This window comes from Paenibacillus sp. 37 (assembly GCF_008386395.1).
GTDB lineage: Bacteria > Bacillota > Bacilli > Paenibacillales > Paenibacillaceae > Paenibacillus > Paenibacillus amylolyticus_B.
In genome coordinates this window covers 2,174,751-2,192,998 of record NZ_CP043761.1, presented here as the reverse complement: position 1 = coordinate 2,192,998, position 18,248 = coordinate 2,174,751, and the positions used below count along the sequence as shown (strand labels likewise).

The 18,248-nt window shown below is 44.1% G+C and carries 14 protein-coding genes; 5 read left to right on the top strand and 9 right to left on the bottom strand.

All coding sequences use genetic code 11. From position 1 onward, the window contains the following. Nucleotides 1-105 precede the first annotated feature (105 nt). Both F0220_RS09915 and F0220_RS09910 read right to left on the bottom strand, forming a co-directional pair. Nucleotides 106-1,707 (bottom strand): helix-turn-helix domain-containing protein, encoded by a 1,602-nt coding sequence (locus F0220_RS09915; protein WP_149846491.1) that lies wholly within the window; start codon nt 1,705-1,707, stop codon nt 106-108. A gap of 51 nt (nt 1,708-1,758) precedes the next feature. Then, the gene (locus F0220_RS09910; protein WP_105598080.1) at nt 1,759-3,780 is read right to left on the bottom strand and encodes a helix-turn-helix domain-containing protein; all 2,022 of its coding nucleotides are present in this window, start codon (nt 3,778-3,780) and stop codon (nt 1,759-1,761) included. Nucleotides 3,781-4,199: 419 nt separating this feature from the next. On the opposite strand from F0220_RS09910, the gene F0220_RS09905 reads away from it, so the two are divergent. From F0220_RS09905 to F0220_RS09895, 3 genes are all read left to right on the top strand, one after another. Beyond that, nucleotides 4,200-4,619 (top strand): MarR family winged helix-turn-helix transcriptional regulator, encoded by a 420-nt coding sequence (locus F0220_RS09905; RefSeq protein WP_017689456.1) that lies wholly within the window; start codon nt 4,200-4,202, stop codon nt 4,617-4,619. Between the two features lie 27 nt (nt 4,620-4,646). Beyond that, nucleotides 4,647-5,297, top strand: a complete 651-nt coding sequence (locus tag F0220_RS09900) for a nitroreductase family protein (protein WP_076209073.1) — start codon at nt 4,647-4,649, stop codon at nt 5,295-5,297. Nucleotides 5,298-5,404: 107 nt separating this feature from the next. Beyond that, nucleotides 5,405-5,701 (top strand): putative quinol monooxygenase, encoded by a 297-nt coding sequence (locus F0220_RS09895; protein WP_149846490.1) that lies wholly within the window; start codon nt 5,405-5,407, stop codon nt 5,699-5,701. A gap of 264 nt (nt 5,702-5,965) precedes the next feature. On the opposite strand, the gene F0220_RS09890 is transcribed toward F0220_RS09895, so the two are convergent. The 7 genes from F0220_RS09890 to F0220_RS09860 all read right to left on the bottom strand — a co-directional run bounded on the left by F0220_RS09890 (nt 5,966) and on the right by F0220_RS09860 (nt 16,133). Next, nucleotides 5,966-6,886 carry an NAD(P)-dependent alcohol dehydrogenase gene (locus F0220_RS09890; protein ID WP_105598078.1) on the bottom strand — a complete coding sequence of 307 codons (921 nt, stop codon included), beginning with the start codon at nt 6,884-6,886 and terminating at the stop codon, nt 5,966-5,968. A gap of 91 nt (nt 6,887-6,977) precedes the next feature. Then, a complete protein-coding gene (locus tag F0220_RS09885) occupies nt 6,978-9,665 on the bottom strand; it encodes a winged helix-turn-helix domain-containing protein (RefSeq protein ID WP_105598077.1) in 2,688 nt (895 codons plus the stop codon). Nucleotides 9,666-9,850: 185 nt separating this feature from the next. Next, complete coding sequence (locus F0220_RS09880; protein WP_105598076.1) at nt 9,851-11,200, bottom strand: FAD-binding oxidoreductase; 1,350 nt, start codon at nt 11,198-11,200, stop codon at nt 9,851-9,853. 192 nt (nt 11,201-11,392) lie between these two features. Further along, the gene (locus tag F0220_RS09875) at nt 11,393-11,920 is read right to left on the bottom strand and encodes a MarR family winged helix-turn-helix transcriptional regulator (RefSeq protein WP_105598075.1); all 528 of its coding nucleotides are present in this window, start codon (nt 11,918-11,920) and stop codon (nt 11,393-11,395) included. A 47-nt stretch (nt 11,921-11,967) separates the two neighbouring features. Beyond that, complete coding sequence (locus F0220_RS09870; RefSeq protein WP_397376308.1) at nt 11,968-12,780, bottom strand: alpha/beta hydrolase; 813 nt, start codon at nt 12,778-12,780, stop codon at nt 11,968-11,970. 274 nt (nt 12,781-13,054) lie between these two features. Next, the gene (locus F0220_RS09865; RefSeq protein ID WP_105598073.1) at nt 13,055-15,505 is read right to left on the bottom strand and encodes a flavocytochrome c; all 2,451 of its coding nucleotides are present in this window, start codon (nt 15,503-15,505) and stop codon (nt 13,055-13,057) included. 13 nt (nt 15,506-15,518) lie between these two features. Beyond that, nucleotides 15,519-16,133: an NADPH-dependent FMN reductase gene (locus F0220_RS09860; RefSeq protein ID WP_105598072.1), complete on the bottom strand. Its 615-nt coding sequence runs from the start codon at nt 16,131-16,133 to the stop codon at nt 15,519-15,521. A gap of 182 nt (nt 16,134-16,315) precedes the next feature. On the opposite strand from F0220_RS09860, the gene F0220_RS09855 reads away from it, so the two are divergent. Continuing rightward, the gene (locus F0220_RS09855) at nt 16,316-17,245 is read left to right on the top strand and encodes a LysR family transcriptional regulator (protein ID WP_105598071.1); all 930 of its coding nucleotides are present in this window, start codon (nt 16,316-16,318) and stop codon (nt 17,243-17,245) included. A 9-nt stretch (nt 17,246-17,254) separates the two neighbouring features. After that, the gene (locus F0220_RS09850) at nt 17,255-18,193 is read left to right on the top strand and encodes an FAD:protein FMN transferase (protein ID WP_149846489.1); all 939 of its coding nucleotides are present in this window, start codon (nt 17,255-17,257) and stop codon (nt 18,191-18,193) included. Nucleotides 18,194-18,248: the final 55 nt, after the last annotated feature.

Here is an 18,248-nt window from a genome sequence, read left to right as displayed (position 1 = left end):
TAGTAAATCCCCTCTGCTATTTAATAATAATAATCATTATCACTATAGTAGGGAAAAGCATACAGGCTTACCATGGATTATTCCACTCTCTTCTCTTGCACAATATCACCGTAAGGTAACCCCAAGTTGCTCTGCCACATATCGCATGGCCCACATGCGTCCGGTGGGACCCAGCGTTTTGAAAAAAATATCTCCTGCATTATATACATGGCCTTCTTGAACAGCCTTTAATGCCAACCATGCACTGGATTGCTGTAATTGCCTCAGTTGAGCACGTGCCTCTTCTGTGGGATCGACCATTACAAACACATGATCCACTTCGTATAACTGCAAATCGCTAACTTTACTCTCTACAGCCCACTGTTGTTCCGGAAAATCACGAGGCAAATAAAATCCCAGATCATCATACAATAGGGCACCTGTCTGGTTGTTCAATCCATACATTCGGTAGAAATGAGAAGTCACTCGGATGAACATGGCACTCTGTTTCCCCCACCTCGATTGAATACGCCCTCGAAGAACCCGACTCAGTTCAGCATGTTGTTCTATCCACTGTACAGCCTGTTCGGTGCGGCCCATAATGTCCGCCATATACAGAAGTCTTTCCCCAAAATGGTTGGTGTGCTCCAGCATGGTGGTAGGCGCGATACGATGCAGTGAGTCATTTGGTTCCAAACGATCACTCGTAATGATCAGGTCCGGTTGGACTCGCCTCAAATCATCATAGTTCTGATTGAAGCTATCCAGGATAACCCCCTGATGACTGTGTGCTTGAAGCGCAGGTATGGCAACATGACGAGCCACCCTCTGACCATAGGATAAAGCGGATACTGGCCTCAAACCGAGCGTTATCACATAATCGTCCAACCCGTAATATAAGGTGGCAATGCGATTCACTTTATTTTTCATATACAACGTTGGGGCGATTCCTTCGTTTTTCTTAAAGACTCTGCTGAAATAGTGCTCGTCCTTATAACCCACTTGCTCCGCAATTTCCTTGATTTTATCTGAAGAAAATAACAACTGTTTGGCCTTTGTCATACGTAGCTTCAGTATATATTCAATCGGGGTCATATTTATTTGTCGTTTGAATGTTCTTATAAAATGATTCACACTAAGCCCTGCCATGCGGGCCATCTGATCAATTCGAATGTCTTCCATATACTGATGCGTCATATAATCAAGTGCCAAATCCATCCCCGCTACAGGGGGTGTTGCTTCATTCACGTGCATCATTAACTGAATCAACAACTGATGCAAAAGATGTTTCCTGCGCGTCTTTTCCAGACTCGTAAACGAGTGTTTTCCACTCACCAGGGTATCCATCATCTCCTGAATATCACGTGTATTGGAAGGAACATTAAGCTTGCCCGTCACAGGGAGATCAAATGCCTCGGTATGCCAAGCATTCCGACGCCGGGTAAGTGTAACACAGGAAAATAAAATGATCTGATATCGGACAGGTGCTTCCATATCCGTCTGAAACTCCACATGCATTCCTGGCTTCAACAAAAACCACTCGTCTTGAGATACCGTATGTACAATGTTATCCATAGACAAAGATCCCTTGCCCGCGATGACCCTGCAAATGGCGAACCTTTTCCAGATCCGACGCTGAACAGCCCGCGGATTGCTAGAGTAATGGCAGACGTGGACAGCAGAGAAATGTAGTTGCTCCAGTTGTTTGATCCAATCATTTTCCTCCATGCTCACGTCCCCTCCCTGTTCTGATCCGATTCTATGTGAAATGATTACACTCTATTTTTCAGCTCCCAATAGTAAATTCTTTATACTATCCAACTGCAACTCCAGTGAATAGGGATCTTCCATGACAAACTCATCCTCTGTACCATCCAAGGAACCATAGGCGTAGACTTGTCCTTTCTGCACAGCGGGCAGACGTTTCCAAACCTCGCTGTTCAGGATCTCTTTGGCGTCCTCACTACCCGAACCATATAAGAAGATATGGTCTCCCATATACTCAGGCAGTACTTCAAGGGAGATCGTCTCGAATCCATCCTTCATTTCGAGTGCTTGCTGAGTTGGAGGCAGTTTCAGCATCTCATAGATCGTGGAACTACCATAGTTCCCGCCTTCTGCACCAAGTACATACAACGCTTTGTACCCTATTTGTATCATCGATACGGTCTCGCCTTCTTTAATTACACCAGCAATCTGCTTCTTAGTCTCTTCGATATTCTCTTCATATGTCGTGATCCATTGCTCTGCTTCCTTCTCTTTTCCAAAAACACCAGCAATTCGGCGCAGCTTTTCCAGTGGGCCAGACGTTTTATCGCCTTCCCAATAAGGTAAAAAGACAGTCGTTGCAATTTTTTCGTAATCCTCAATATTTTTATCAATGGAACCGATGATAAGATCCGGCTCAAGTGACACTAACTTCTCCAGATTCATTGGGAACTCTCCTCCCAAATCCTCAATACCCGCTATAACATCAGCAGCAATGCCAGACTTTTCAATCCATCCTTCGTTCAGCATAAATGTTCTTACACCAACCGGTACAATGCCCAGTTTCAGCAGGTACCCCATATATTGATCCGAAGCAACACGCTGCGGGTTGGCCGGAATCACCACATCTCCTCTCAATGTAGAAACCGTCCGTGTCTCTGGTTGAGCAGTCGATTTCCCTGCCTCCGTTACCTGGTTACCCGATTGTGTAGTAGCCGCGTTAGTCTCTGTTTGCGTACCACTTGCAGACGGTGCAGGACTGGAACAGGCCGCGAGTAGTAATGTGAGACACAGCATCATGCTTACTGCTGTCATTTTGAATTTTCCTTGCATCAGTAATTCCCCTCCAACATTATTTTGATATTGATAATCAATATCATTATATAGAGAGGTATGTAGCGGATGAAGGGCATTTTCTTGCATTACACTGGGCAAATCTTGCTTTTGGTTCATTGCCAATGCCTTTTTTGAGTTATGTAACCGTTGGCTTAGACCTTTTTTGTAACGAATTGGTGATAGTCCTTTGATTTTTTTGAAACTGCGACTTAGTGAATGTGCATCTGGATAACCGACTTGCTCTGCAATCTGTTGCAACGTAGCACCCGTATGCACCAGAAGATGTGCAGCCCTCTCCATTCGGATCTGTCCAAGATATTGGATGGGACTGATGTTCAACTTTTGCTTGAACAATCTGGACAAGTGCCCCACGCTGCATTCCAATGCTTCTGCCATTACATCAAGAGCTATGGGTTCGTGCAGATGAGCATTCATATAATCAATAGCCTGTGTGACCGTGTCCGGTTTCCATGGTTGAATGGATTGTTCGTGTACGTCTGCCAACAAAGAATATACCCATTGATGAAATAGAGTTTTGGCATGTAACTTTGCAAGCTTAGTAGACTGCTCCCACTCCTGCTTCAATTCCTCCATACACTGATACATGTGCAGCGGGCGGGTTGGTACGAGTGCATATTGGTCCTGAAACGGACGTTCATGGTCCATCAGATGCTGAATTTCCATCCCACAGGGCAAGGCCAGAATGGCTTTGTACAAAATCATATAATACACCACGCCCGAATCCGTCTCCATGTTTAAATACGCCTGCTTGCCTCCATGAATGATGTGGAATCCCTCCACGATGTATCTGTGTTGATCCATTCGTATCCGTGCACTTCCGTCGGTGATATATAGATAGGTACTCGCTGGTAGTTGATAATTCTTCAGCTTCTCCCCAGGATGCAAAGCGTTTTGGCGTACATCCAGTATTTTGACAAAAACATGATTCCACAACCTGATGTGATCATTCAAATTCATCTCCGCTGTACTTTCCCTCCTGCCATGCTACATCGACAAACCTTTTTGCTGCTGTTATGAACTGCCTGTTAATTTCGTTCATCATGTACATTTCATTTTATTATAAATTAGTTGATAACAATTCTCAATAACATAAATAATCAATATTAACTTATACATTTGGACACCCTATACGGACTGTAATGTATACGTAGCGGGAAAATAGCGCCAGCATCAGCAACATTTTCTAAGCTGTTGCAAAATCATAAACGGCATGATATATTAATTGAGCCATCAATGATTGACGCATCAAATATTGATACATCAATGATCGAGAGCATCCAAATAATCATTAGGCAATGGCATTGTATACTGCAACATTAATCATTGGTTAACATACGCCGTTGTTCATGATTCAGATTCACCCGGGAGGTCTAGTCATGACACGTATTGTTTCCAAAGAAGAACAGATCATCAACCTGCTGAACGTGTTGGGCAACAAAATCAGTCCCAAGTTCGAACGCTGTACGGGTATCAGTTCCTCTCGCTTTGAAATTCTGCATGAGCTGGATCAGGTCGATGAGATTAACCAATCCATGCTGCAGAAAATCATTAACATTGATAGTGCTGCGATAACACGCCACTTAAAACAGCTTGAGGCGGACCTGATGGTTACAAGACGTAAGAACCCCGATGATAATCGGGTCACTTTTGTTCGTCTGACGGACCACGGCCGGAAGCAGATTGAAGGCTACAAAGCTGAGAAGACTAATTTTATCAACCAGATTTTACAGGATTTCAGTGAAGACGAAGTTCAGTCACTCGCCGATTTCCTGGAACGTATGCACAACAATTTCTAAACCCATATATAGAGGAGAGATCCATGCATGAGTACAATTCAAAGCAAATTCCAAAAAACCAATGATTTCAACGAAATTACCTACGGTCGCCGTTCTGTGAAGCTTTACGATCCTGAAGTGAAAATCAGCCGTGAAGAAATGACTGAAATTCTGTCAGAAGCTTCCCGTGCACCATCTTCGATCAATTTGCAGCCTTGGCGTTTTCTGGTTGTAGATACAGCTGAAGGCAAAGAAAAGCTTGCGCCTCTTGCAAGATTCAATCAAAATCAGGTTTTGACTTCTGCCGCTGTTATTGGCGTATTCATTGATATGAACAACGTTGAATATATGGATGAGATTTTTGGTAAAGCTGTAGAACTTGGTTACATGCCACAAGACATTAAGGATATGCAGCTCAAAACTGTAATGCCTTATTACGAAAAGATGGCTGCCTCCGATCTTCGTGACGTTAACCTGATCGATGCTGGCCTTGCTTCCATGCAATTGATGCTTGCTGCACGTGCTCATGGTTATGACACCAACCCAATCGGTGGTTATGAGAAAGATCAAATTGCAGAAGCATTTGGCATGGACAAAGAGCGTTATCAACCGGTTATGTTGATCTCGATCGGTAAATCAGCCAAAGAAGGTCATCCTTCCTACCGTCTGCCAGTAGAAACAATCACAACTTGGGCATAATATCAGGGACGGTTTCCCTGTAAGTCACGATTATACTGGTCAATAAGCATACATTCTTAACACATTCCAAACAAACACTATCAAACACACTATGGAGGTTAACTATTATGATTATCATTCACGCATATCTGCAAATTCAAGCGGCTCAAGAACAAGCTTTTCTGGCTGCAGCTAAAGAACTGATTACGGCTACACGTCAAGAAGAAGGTAACATCAGCTACGATCTGGCAAAAGGCACAGAACACGAACAACAATACACGATGATCGAACTGTGGAAAGACGAAGCTGCTACAGCTGCCCACAACACAAGCTCACATTTCCAGGCTTTTGTTCAACAAGCAGCAGCTTTTATGGCCGCTCCAATGAACGTGGAAGTATTTGCAGGAGAAAAAGTTAACGTTTAATTGCCCAATAACTGACATGCGTAGTTGGCATGTGAAAAAGCCGCTTTTGGTCATATGACCAAAAGCGGCTTTTTAGTTCCCTTTCACCAATCGGTCAGTTGACCTCATGTACGTCTAAATAACTGCTGTGCAAATGTGTTGGCTATTTATTCTAGGTCAATCATGGGGTGTACTTGTTTTCTTCGTAATACGATCTTTTCATGCTCCATTCATCCTATTAGATTCGTTAGGTTCCGTTCCAACTCAAAGAGGCCGCATTGCCAATTAGTTCTCATGTTTGACCGTAATCACGACATTTCCCCTCTTACGCCCTGTTTCCACATAACGATAAGCTTCCTGAATTTGCTCCAAGGCAAAACGTCTGTCAATCACCGCTTGCATCTCACCAGCCTCCACCAACTCTTTTAGAAGTATCAGATCCTTTGCAGTGACCCTTGCGATGCCTTGCCCCTCAACAGTGACATATGTACCGTTAGGTGCCAATAGGTGCCGACATTGACCTTTCGAGACTTTGCCAACTGCATCCAATATCAGATCATACCGCTGACTTGTCTTTGTAAAGTCTTCCTTCATATAATCTATAACATGCTCGGCACCAAGTGACTTCGCGAACTCCAAATTCGTTGTACTGCATACCCCCGTTACTTCTGCTCCAAAATATTTCGCAAGCTGTACAGCAGCAGTTCCTACGGCTCCCGAAGCTCCATAGATGAGCACTTTCATTCCCCGTTTAATGTTTCCTTTGCGCAGAAAATATAAGGCCGTAGTTCCACCAAACGGAATTGCTGCTGCTTCCTCATACGTTGCGTTGAAGGGTTTCAGAGCAACTGGATCCTCTTCGGAGAGACATATATACTGAGCATGGGCACCAAAAGACAATCCATTGATGGCATACACCTGATCACCTAACTTAAATTGCTTTACTTCCTTGCCAATCGCCGTAACTTCTCCTGCCAACTCTACGCCCAGGACCGAATTTCGAGGTTTTCGGAATCCCAAAAAAAGACGCATCGGTACCCAGTACAGAAACGGAACATTGGAACCACGAACTCTGCAGTCCCCGGATGTTACAGTTGTTGCGTGTATTTTAATCTGAATCTCATGATCTTTAGGTGATGGCTTCGCTATGTCTTTAAGTTGCAACACATCTGGTGATCCATACTTTGTACATATGATAGCTCTCATATCTTTCCCTCCACATATTCCTGTTTGCCAACAGTATATCGGGAAGTGGGTTCGGCCCCTAGATACTAAAGTATCGTTCGTGAATAACAAGTTACAGGAGCTTCCATTCACGCGCTTTTGCCACTGCTTCGGTTCGTCGCTTCACCTGCATTTTGTCAAAAATAATCCGGTTATGTCCTTTCACGGTAGGCAGTGCAATATGAAGTATCTCACTAATCTCCCGATTGGATCTTCCCTGCGCAATGAGATGTAATACTTCGAGCTCTCTCACGCTTAGCGTATCAATTCGCAGTTCAGAAACGTACGGATATACATTTGTTTCTTCCGAAATCATTTCTATTCTGTTGTCCTCAGCTTCAAATGCAGCCAATAATTGAAGCAGATATAAACGTGAGTCACCGCGTGCTGTTATCCTCTTCAAAAGGCTGTGCACAACAACACCTTCGTCTACAAATACACGAATGAAGCCTGCTGGCTCTGCCATCGTCATGGCCTCAGTCAGGAACTCGATAGCTTGTGTTCTATTTCCATGTTCCTCATGGATAGCCGCCAGAAGGATTGTTGCCTTGAGCTGTTCATCCTTGAAGCCTTTGGTTATGGCCAAGCGAAGACAGGATTCCATAATACCAAGTGCCTCCAAGGTGTTCCCCTGCTTCAACAATACTCTGGCCTGACTAAGCGCATGATTTCTGTCCCATGATAATCGCATTGCTTTTTTCAGATCGCCCTGACGAAGGAGCACAAGAACGTATGCAGCAGTAATATCAGGGATCGCCTTTGTAAAATTTAACCGTTGGGCCGTTTCGTTGATTCTATCTAACATGATAGCGGCTTTATGAAGATCCGCCTTCGCAAGCGTCACTCGAGCGAGCCATAACTCACTTGCAACAACCCTGTCCGTTTGGACAAATTGATGTGCCAACTGCACACTCTGTTGAGCGTGGAACATCGCCACATCAAGGTTATTCCATTCATAATGAACTCGCGCCAGACCCAAATGGGCTTCACAAGCAATGGGTAGCGGTGGTTTGCCTGCCATATGTACCGCCTGCTGATAGGCTTCAGTCGCCAGGTGTAGCTGATTGTTGAATTCCTGCATATTCCCCACGCCCAGTGTCGCCATCATCGTGATGATATGATGTCCGATCCTGGTACTGTTCAATAATGATTCCTCGTAGGACAATTCGGCTTCCACACGTTTTCCCTGAAGCTGGTATGCATATCCTAATGTCCAAGCTGTTGCTGCACGAATGGGCAGATTATGAGGATGCAAATATTTGAGTGCTCGAAGTGACTCCGTAATAATTGTATCCGCATCGTGTCGGCTGACAGCCAGCGTGGCTCGGATGGAAGCGATATGTCCGATGAGATCAGAATTGATCTTTTCAGGTTCCGTATTTTGTAACGCTTGTTCAGCAGACTGCAATTTGGGTTCCACGTCTATCATATGTCCTGACACTAATAACGCAGCCGCATGCATCACCCATAGGGAAGGTATTGAATCCATTTCTGCCCAGGATAGTGAATTCAACCATTGCAAGGCAGGAACAGCACCTCCGCGAAAAAGAAGTGGCATACCTTTTCCTTCCAACAGATCTGATGCCCGATGAGTATCTGCCGCAGCTACAGCATGATTGAAAGCCTCCAGCTCCATTTGATGCTTCTCATACCAGAAGCTCGCTCGCTTATGTATCTCAGTAATAGACAGATCGGTCTCAGCTGTACCGGCGTAATTTGAATTCTGGTGTACTCTTTTACGCAATAAATCTGCAAACAGATGATGGTAACGATACCATCGCCTCTCATTATCCAGGGGAACGATGAAAAGATTGGCTTGCTCTAGCCACTCCAACATGTCCTGTCCGGTAAAATCAACGGATTCATGTTCCTTGGGTTCATCTATATCAAAGATCGCATCACACAATGAACCGCATAATCGATCCAACATGCACGTTTTCAACAAAAAGTTCTGTACCTGTTCGGTTAGCCCTTGTAATATTTCTTCCATTAGATAGTCCAGTACAAATGGGTCACTGCCACTGAACGTTTCCATAAAGTGATTCGGATCAGAAGAACCCTGTACGGATAAGGCCGCTAGCTGCAACCCGGCAACCCAGCCTTCTGTTCGCTTTTCAAGGAGAGCAACATGTTCCTCTGAAAGTTTCAATCCCATGACCCGATCCAAAAACTCACTGCTTTCGGCAGAAGTAAAACGCAGATCACTACCACGTATTTCAATCAATTCCCCCTTTGCCCGCAGTCGAGCCAAAGGTAACTTGGGTTGCCGACGCGTAGTCATGACGATATGCATATGCGGGGGCATGTGCCTCAGTAAGTAGACCAGCGCTTGATTGATCACTTCTGAAGTCATGAGATGATAATCATCCAGAACAAGTACAAAATGATTGGTTATTTCAGAAACTTCATTAAGAAGGTATGTAATAATGGTCTCGATAGGTAGCGGCTCGGAAGATTGAACAAATCCCATCATTCCTTCAGCAAGCTTGGGGACAATCGTCTGTAACGAAGCACATAGATATGTCAAAAAACGTGAAGGATCGTTATCTGCTTCTTCCAGCGAGAGCCAAGCTGTATCTAAAGAGGAAGACTTAACCCATTGATTAACTAGTAGTGTTTTGCCTGATCCTGCAGGAGCAGAGACCAGTATGAGTTTAGCGTGCATCCCCTCGCCGAAACGGACATACAGGCGGGGACGATCCACTACATGAGAGCGCTGAACTGGAATGGTTAATTTCGTAGATAAGATCGGTGCATACATGAGCAATACCTCCATTTAAGGGTCTCGAACAGCAACTGTATCGTTTCATATATCGTTTTGGCATCTATACTACCATAAAAATCAATAAGACACGCCATAAAAGACGTGTCTTTATTATCAGTAATACATAGATGAATTTAACTTCTGATTAGCACTAGCTGCTAGTAAAAATGAATGGCTCTACCTTACGCTCTCCGAGCCGGCGTGATGCTTTGCGGATTGTTAAACACATTTTTCGGATCATACTTGGCTTTGACTCTCCGCAGTCTGGCATAGTTGGCTCCATAGTACACTGGACCGGAATTTTTGATTCCTTGATCCGGAACATTGATATAGGAACCGACAATGTATGGTTGCAATTTCTTGCGAGTATTACGAGCGAGTGCAATATTTTTAGCGGCATGGGATGGTTTGATCCACGTACTGGTCCATTCCACATAGAACTTCTCTTTTCGCCAGAAAAACGCGGTTGATCGAGGTGATTTGCGACTTACCGCTCCTCCCCAGTTCAGGAAATAGAATCCGCCTGGCCCCTCTTCCAGATTCTCCAAAAATGCCCGCATCGTTTTGATGGCCTTATCAGGAAATGGTTTTCTTCCGAAACCGGAGGAGAACTGGTTACTGAATCTTTGCGTTTGAATCGGGTCAGGCTGCAATAAGAACTTCACAACTTCCGTGTAAGGCAACAAACGAACCGTGGAGCTCGTCGGCGTACCGACACTAATCATTGGCTGCAATAATCGGAGGGCCTCTGTTTTAGAGCCTAGGAACAGTCCCTCCATCATAACATTTCCACCCTTTTTCGGTCCGATGGACAATTCACTGCCCAGTCTCGTGTTCACCGAGGGAGCCCACTTCTGCCATACTTTGAGTACCTTCTCGAATTGAGCCCATGGCCAGGTAATTTTAAATACAGTCGCCTTCGCTGGTGCCCGGCGCACTTTGAATTTGTAACGGGTATATACTCCGAAGTTACCACCACCCCCACCACGTGAGGCCCAAAAGAGATCTGCATTAAGATTTTTATTCGCCCGAATGACTTTTCCGTTGGCATCCACCATTTCCACTTCAAGCAGGTTATCACTGATGAGACCTATGGTACGCTGGAGAGGTCCAATTCCCCCGCCTAACGTAATCCCACCGATTCCAACTGTAGGGCTGTCACCAAAAGGAGCGATGAATCCTTGCTTGGCGAGGGTATTCGCAATTCTTCCTACCCGGTTGCCTGTTCCTACAACGACGATTCCATTTTTTTTATCAAGCTTGATCGAATTCAGATCACTCACGTCAATCACGATACCGCCATTCACCTGTGAAAGGTTCACTTCAAGCGCGTGTCTGCCACTTCGCGGCCGGATCGGCACATCATTCTCACGAGCCCATCGGATGGCATTGGAGACATCTTTTGTTTTCTGAGCAAAAACAAATACTTTAGGAAATCTGTCCGTATGCGGGTCCCAGTTTTTTCGGGCGGCCTCATATCCTGGATCACCTCTGAAGATCACTCGTCCGGTCAGTTTCGTTTTTGATTTCACACGTTCCACTCCCTGCTGAATAATTGTCTTACAGCCTCTGCTGCTTCAAGCACTTTATACTGTATGACGGACATTCGCGGAGGGAATGGGCTGGTGCCCTTAATTTCAAGGTTCGTGTTTCAGAGCAAGCAAAAAGGGATTTTCCTTTCCGGCCACAGAACAGCCTTGAGGAAAATCCCTTTTATCTCGAAACTAGTCGCTGCCCGAATCGGAATCAATTCTGATTAATTTACGCGCTTCCTGTTCCTTTTCACCATACCAGACGAGTACATCGGCGAACATATCCATAATGCGAATAAAGTTTTGTTTGTCCACATCTGAAATCTGATCTGCATACTTGAAAATCTCATCAAAGCAAAGCTCTCGCACAAATTCGGTATACTTGCCATATACCTCGCGCCCTTTTGCCGAAGGTTTGACGTAAATATCTTTGCGGTTACCGCTTAGATGGAATTTCTCGAGCAGTCCTTTTTCGGTCAGATTCTTCACGTTCTTGGAGAATGTACTGCGGCTTACGCCCAGGCGCGCGGCCATTTCCGTCATCTTCTCTTCCTTGTCCTCGGCTTCCAGAATGTACTCCAGCGTCTGAATCTGTGAAGCCGAGAACATCATATCCGTACCATAACTTCGCTGCAACTTATAGGTATTCGAGTACGCATTGCCGTATTTGATAATTTTCTCAATCAGTTCCCGATGGTCGCCCATCCAATCTAATTTCATGGATAATCCCTTTCATCATTCAGATTCTCTCTCTTACTCTACTGAAATCAGATCCGTTTTTCAATCCATGTGATTGCTTCTTCAATAACGTCATCACGGGTTGGTTCATTAAATATCTCATGCATCAGATGAGCATAAATTTTGAGTGTTTTATCGGTTGAAGCGATATCTCCGTAAAAATCACGAGAATCCTTTTCGCTGACCAGCCCGTCATTCGCCCCATGCAGAACAAGTACGGGATCTATAAACTGCTCAGCGTTCTCCTTCAGCCATGTTATGCCATTTCCCAGACTGTTAAACAAATCTACAGAGATTTGCTTTTCAACTAGTGGGTCATTCGCGTAAGCGGATACAACTGCGGGATCACTACATACGCCGCTGCCCAGCTCATTCGGGAAATACGTGCCTGTAGGCAGATCCATAGGCAATTCTCCCGCAACTTTTGTATTGTAACGAGTGAGCGCTCCGGATAACACGATACCTTTAACCTTGCCTGGATATTTCGTTCCAAAAGACGAGGTTGCGAAGCCGCCCATACTATGTCCGATAACAAACAGCGGAAGATTGCCGCTTTCTTGCAAAGCAGTCTCCACCACAACGTTGACATCCTCTATGATCTGGTGAAAATCACTGTAGAACGTACGCTGTCCTTCCGATCTGGCATGACCGCGATGATCGAATCGATATACGTTAAACCCGCGCTGACTCAGCTTCTCTGTCACATAATCATAGCGACCGGTATGTTCCGCTAATCCGTGTACAATAACGACAGCGGCTTTAGCATTTTCCACTGTATCCTTGCTGAAATAAAGCTGTGTGCCATCAAAGGATTGAATTGTTGTCTCGGTTTTAGTCATCATTTCCCCGTCCTTTTTGTGGTGTCCAAGCTTAAGCTCCGAGAGATCATTTCCTCCGCCCTTAACAAGGACACGTATAATATAGTTCTCAATAAAAATAATATTGTTTCTTACAGAAACAATATATCATCTGGTATGTTCTCTTGTCTACAAGAAAAATAAAGCGCTTTCAGATTAGTTTCCAAGAACACATTTATGAATTGAAAATAACCCGACAAACACTAGGATATCCTTGTGTTTACCGGGTTGTTTAGAGCTTTAAATGGTCATGAATGATCTATATTTCTTTGTTTATATTCTCCACATCATTCATCTCATCCACAGCAGTCTTACCAGCAATTCGTCCAAAAGTAAAGATATCCGTCAAAGCATTACCGCCTAAACGGTTGCCTGCATGTATACCTCCGGCCACTTCTCCAGCGGCATACAGATGCGCTATGGGTTGACCGTTTTCATCCAATACACGGGTTTTCGTATCGATCTTAATACCGCCCATCGTATGGTGAACTGCAGGTTTTCTTGGTGTAGCGTAGAATGGAGACTTCTCGACTTTTAAGCTAAACGTATCCTTATGGAACTCCGGATCAAAGCCCGCATCCACATAAGAGTTATACTTATCAATGGTAGTTCTAAGAACCTGAGGGTCCATATTAATTTTCACAGCCAGCTCTTCTAACGTATCGGCTCTAAACAGAGTACCCGCTTCTACTTGCTGATCTATCTTTTCCTGGCTTGTGTTTGCTGCGGTTTTCTTGATCTCGTCATCCGCAATCAGGTAAAACAAGCTTCCCTGCTCGATAGCCGCTTTGGTTAAGACATCTCGTCCAGAAAATTCATTAACAAACCGTTCACCCTTTTTGTTAACAATGACAAAATTTTCAGGAGGTACTTGCAGCCCACTGAAGAGTTCGCCCGTTTCCGGGTCCGCTACAGGCATCATTTGAGTGAAGCCCATGCCTGTAAGCGCTGCTCCTGCACTCTTACCCAGCGATATTCCATCCCCAGTCATCGCATAGGAGTTCGTTGTTTTGATATCATCGTCAATATGGCTCCAGTACGTGTTATATTCCTTGAGCATCTGTGTATTAGCACCAAAACCGCCGCTAGCAAGCACAACCGCTTTGGCATGAACGGTGATTTTCTGACCATTTACACCCGTTGCGATAACACCTGCAATTTTTCCATCTTCGATGATTAGCTGTTTGACCGGACTATCTGTAATAATTTGTCCGCCATTTTCTTCTACATATTTGCTAAGTGCAATGATAAAGGCAGAGCCATAACTTTTGACAGGTTTATGGCCACGACGCCAAAGGGCACCCACTGGAGCAAATACGATACTTTTATCATACTCAACCCCGATATCCTCTAGCCACGTTACACTTTCCAAGGCACGGTCTGTAAGTACTTTGACCAGATCGTACTGTCCATAGATCATGTTTCCATTCAGGTCCGTTCGTTTGCCCCCGAAATACGTTTGCATTCTGTGAAGAAGTGGGGAGTCGAATAAATAAGCCTTTTCTGTGCCGAACTTTTCCTGATACGCAGTAAACTCTTCTTTGAGTGCATGGAAATCATCGATATATTCCGGATGGATCAAGCTCGCATCGGTACTTAATAAATTCTCAATCGTCTGTCTTTCCCCTGGATTCTCAGTGAACTGTTGTTGCCATACAGGATCTGCAGCATTGACAGGACCACCTGAGCGGATCGTATTTCCCCCAACAGCAGGATATTTCTCAAGTACAATCGCACTTGCTCCTTGTTGTAAAGCTGTAGCAGCAGCACTAAGTCCTGCGCCACCTCCACCTACAACGACCACATCGCAAGTATATTCTTCGTCAGCCCTCATCTGGCTGCTAGCAGGTTTTGGACGTCTTTTCAGGATGTCGGGGTTCACTCCGGCAAGCTTAACCGCTTTGGCTACACCATTGATGACAGCATTACTGGTTTCAGAAGCACCTGAGAGAGCATCTACATTCAGCGTCTGTCCCTCAATGATTTTATTCGGAATTCTTACAAAAACAACATCGGCGATGCCTTCGGTTTCACCCTTCGAATCGATATCGATGCTTTCAATTCTATTTTCACTAAAGGATACCTTCATCGGCAGATTGCCACTGTGACCTATGGCATTGATCTCATACATACCAGGTCTATAGGTGAACTCCTCTTCTTCGTTGAGCTGATTTGAAATTTTGGCAAACCGAAGGAACCGCAGGAAACATGTTTCCAGGAAATCAATCGTTCCTTCATTGTTCAGGTTGCCTGATTCGTCAAATGCTTTATGTGCGCTGCCAAGCAAAAATTCATACCCTGGCATCACGTTAGCTTCGACACCTGGTGCATCCAGAATTTGACGAAGATGCAGCTGTGCACGCGAGGAACCTTGTGTTCCCTGTGACGCGCCTATGATCATCACGGGTTTTCCAGCCAGCGGATGGATTTCAAAGCTCAACCATTCAAGCAGACTTTTAAGAGATGAAGGGATGGAATGGTTGTATTCTGGAGTCGCAATAATAACACCATCACTTGCCATAATTTTTTCATTAAACGATTGTATAATTGCACTGTTTGTTTGGTTATCGGACTGATTAAACATCGGAACATCTGTAATATCCAGGATTTCAATGGCTGCTCTGGACTCAAAATGCTTTTGTATGAATTGAAGCAGCTTGCGATTATACGATTTCTTTGCATTTGTGCCAACGATCGCTATGATTTTCATTGTGATTAGCCCCCTACTCTTGCCAGGAAAATTTTTTCGTTTTTTTCATCAATGTCCTTTTTGATAGCAGTTCCGTAGTGATCTCCGTAAACAAAACAAACTCATTGAAGATTTCGTCGAGCTCCGCTACTTTCTCAGCGCTGATCAGGCTACCGCTGTTATCAAATGCACTCTGTGATTTTCCCAAAAGAAACTCGCTGCTCGGCATCATTCTCGCACCAAGCTCAGGCGAATCCAGGATTTGTCTGAGATGAGCTTGCGCTCTGGAAGAACCAAGTGAACCATGTGATGCACCCACGATGAGAACAGGCTTGTCTTTCAAGGTTTGAGTCGTGTAACTGATCCATTCCAGCGCACTTTTCAGAACGGCAGGGATTGCATGATCGTACTCAGGAGTAGCGATAATGATGCCTTGCGCTTTAGAGACTTGACCCAATAAGTCCTGTACCTTCGCAGGAATACCAACTTCAGCATCCTCTATTTCATCTTTTTCAATGAACGCAGGTAAATCCTTAATTTCATATAAATCAATCTGGGCCTCACTCGAAAAATGCTTTTGCATAAATTGAAGCAACATGCGGTTAGTTGACACATCCGAATTGGTACCCACAATAGCTAAATAATTCATCGTAATCCCCTCTCTGTCATTCGAAGATGATGTTCGTACATGTCAGACTCGTTCTTTCGGCCTAACTCTAACATATCAAAGCTCAAATGATCTAATAGTTATTCATTGCAGTTTGATAACTAATTTGTTATAATCACCTCAAATTCAAAGTTTGTTACTTTTTTCACAAAGAGGTGAGGGACATGTCTAAATTGGAATCGCAGGATATCTTGTGTTACATTGACAGCCTATTGAAATACAGTAACTATAGCCGGGCTGCTCAATCCCTTTACATATCTCAACCCTACCTCACAAAGGTTATCAAGAAAATCGAAATTGAGTTGGGCTGTGAGCTGATCACTCGCAACAAACTTCCGTACCGATTAACCGAGCAGGGGAAAATATATTATCAATACCTAACGTCACTCGAACATAGCTACGCCAAGCTTATAAGGGAAATTTCATATGTATCGGATATTGGCAATAAGGTGATACGGATCGGAATCCTTCCCAGCCTTGGTTCTTACTTAACGCCTCTTTTTTTACCAGATTTTCTGGAAATTCATTCTGCTTATAAAATTAATCTTGTCGAGGATTTACCTGAAAAAAATGAGAAACGTCTCCAAAATAATGAGCTGGACTTCTGGATCGGGCAAAATTCAAGCAGTATCTCCCCTAACTTGAACTCGTTTAACTGGGGCAGGCACAGTTACCAAGCCATCATTCCGCGTTGCTGCGAATTATATCAAGAGAATGTTGCAGTCATCCCGGAGGGCACGATTGAGATCAGCACCATTTTGAACCAAAAGCTTATTCTAACGTCCAAAGGTTCGGCAATCCGAAAACAGATTGATCAATTGCTCAGTGTCTACAAGGTACAGCCTAATATCGTTATGGAAAGCAATGAAATCTACACTGTACTCAAACTTGCAAAGCATAATTTAGGTCTGACCTTTGTGCCTGAAAGTATCCATATCAAGGAGTGCCCTTCGGAATACAACATCTATCCAATCCCTGTAGAGAAAATGAGTCTGGATTATTTTATAGCCCATCATGGAGAAAAAAAGCTGAATAGCGTGGATCATGACCTCATCCATACGTTTCTCAATCACGGACAACAATGTGCGATATAGGAGGCTATCATGAAATCTTTTACGAGAACGATACCGCTCATGGGAACGAACATATCACTCTATATCGAGGGGACAGATGCTGAAGAGCTTGCCGAGGAAGCCGTGAATATGCTTGTCCGTTATGAACAAGTGTTCAGTGCCAACAGTGAGCAATCGCAGCTTGCCATGCTAAAAAAAGAAGCCGCATCACATCCGCTTAGAGTAGACAAGGAACTGTATGATCTTATTAAGATAGGCAAAGAACACAGCCTGAATAAAGATTCATTTTTAAATATTGCGATAGGGCCTTTGATCAAATTGTGGAGAATTGGTTTTCACGAGGCACATGTGCCGGACGATACCGAGATTAAATCAGTGCTGAAGCTCTTAAATCCGGAGCATATACAGCTTGACGATGAGCTGCAAACGGTTCATTTATTCAAAAAGGGCATGGAAATCGACCTTGGAGCAATCGCTAAAGGTTATTTTGCTGATCAAGTTATGTCATTTTTTAAGAAAAACGGAGCTGCATCAGCTATGGTCGATATGGGCGGCAATGTTTTGGTTCATGGCGATTCTCCCACCGGGTCCAGTCACTGGAAAGTTGGAATCCAAAATCCCTTTTTACCAAGAGGAAATGCAGCAGCACTCGTTAGTATATGGGAGCAATCCGTTGTTACATCAGGAATATACGAGAGAGTTTTAGAGAAGGAAGGGAGTCAGTACCATCATATATTTAACAGCAGAACAGGCTATCCAGTAGAAAGTAATATCGCTTCTTTAACGATTATTGCGGATAGATCGCTCGACTGCGATATATATACGACAGAATTGTTTGGGTTAGATGTGGTCTCCATTATTCATAAAGTTAATAAAATGAAGGATATCGAGGCTGCCGTGATAACAACGGATGGAAACCTGGCCTATACAGATAATCTTAGAGGAAGAATTGAGCCCCTATTAAGGTAAAGTTAACAGCTACTTCTTTAAGCCAGGATCTAACGGCTGTTCCTGCTCACTGATT

What these genes read in the sequence shown, in the direction of transcription:
- F0220_RS09915 (WP_149846491.1), bottom strand. Translation starts at nt 1,707, where the DNA reads ATGGAGGAAAATGATTGGATCAAACAACTGGAGCAACTACATTTCTCT.
- F0220_RS09910 (WP_105598080.1), bottom strand. Translation starts at nt 3,780, where the DNA reads ATGAATTTGAATGATCACATCAGGTTGTGGAATCATGTTTTTGTCAAA.
- F0220_RS09905 (WP_017689456.1), top strand. Translation starts at nt 4,200, where the DNA reads ATGACACGTATTGTTTCCAAAGAAGAACAGATCATCAACCTGCTGAAC.
- F0220_RS09900 (WP_076209073.1), top strand. Translation starts at nt 4,647, where the DNA reads ATGAGTACAATTCAAAGCAAATTCCAAAAAACCAATGATTTCAACGAA.
- F0220_RS09895 (WP_149846490.1), top strand. Translation starts at nt 5,405, where the DNA reads ATGATTATCATTCACGCATATCTGCAAATTCAAGCGGCTCAAGAACAA.
- F0220_RS09890 (WP_105598078.1), bottom strand. Translation starts at nt 6,886, where the DNA reads ATGAGAGCTATCATATGTACAAAGTATGGATCACCAGATGTGTTGCAA.
- F0220_RS09885 (WP_105598077.1), bottom strand. Translation starts at nt 9,665, where the DNA reads ATGTATGCACCGATCTTATCTACGAAATTAACCATTCCAGTTCAGCGC.
- F0220_RS09875 (WP_105598075.1), bottom strand. Translation starts at nt 11,920, where the DNA reads ATGAAATTAGATTGGATGGGCGACCATCGGGAACTGATTGAGAAAATT.
- F0220_RS09870 (WP_397376308.1), bottom strand. Translation starts at nt 12,780, where the DNA reads ATGATGACTAAAACCGAGACAACAATTCAATCCTTTGATGGCACACAG.
- F0220_RS09865 (WP_105598073.1), bottom strand. Translation starts at nt 15,505, where the DNA reads ATGAAAATCATAGCGATCGTTGGCACAAATGCAAAGAAATCGTATAAT.
- F0220_RS09860 (WP_105598072.1), bottom strand. Translation starts at nt 16,133, where the DNA reads ATGAATTATTTAGCTATTGTGGGTACCAATTCGGATGTGTCAACTAAC.
- F0220_RS09855 (WP_105598071.1), top strand. Translation starts at nt 16,316, where the DNA reads ATGTCTAAATTGGAATCGCAGGATATCTTGTGTTACATTGACAGCCTA.
- F0220_RS09850 (WP_149846489.1), top strand. Translation starts at nt 17,255, where the DNA reads ATGAAATCTTTTACGAGAACGATACCGCTCATGGGAACGAACATATCA.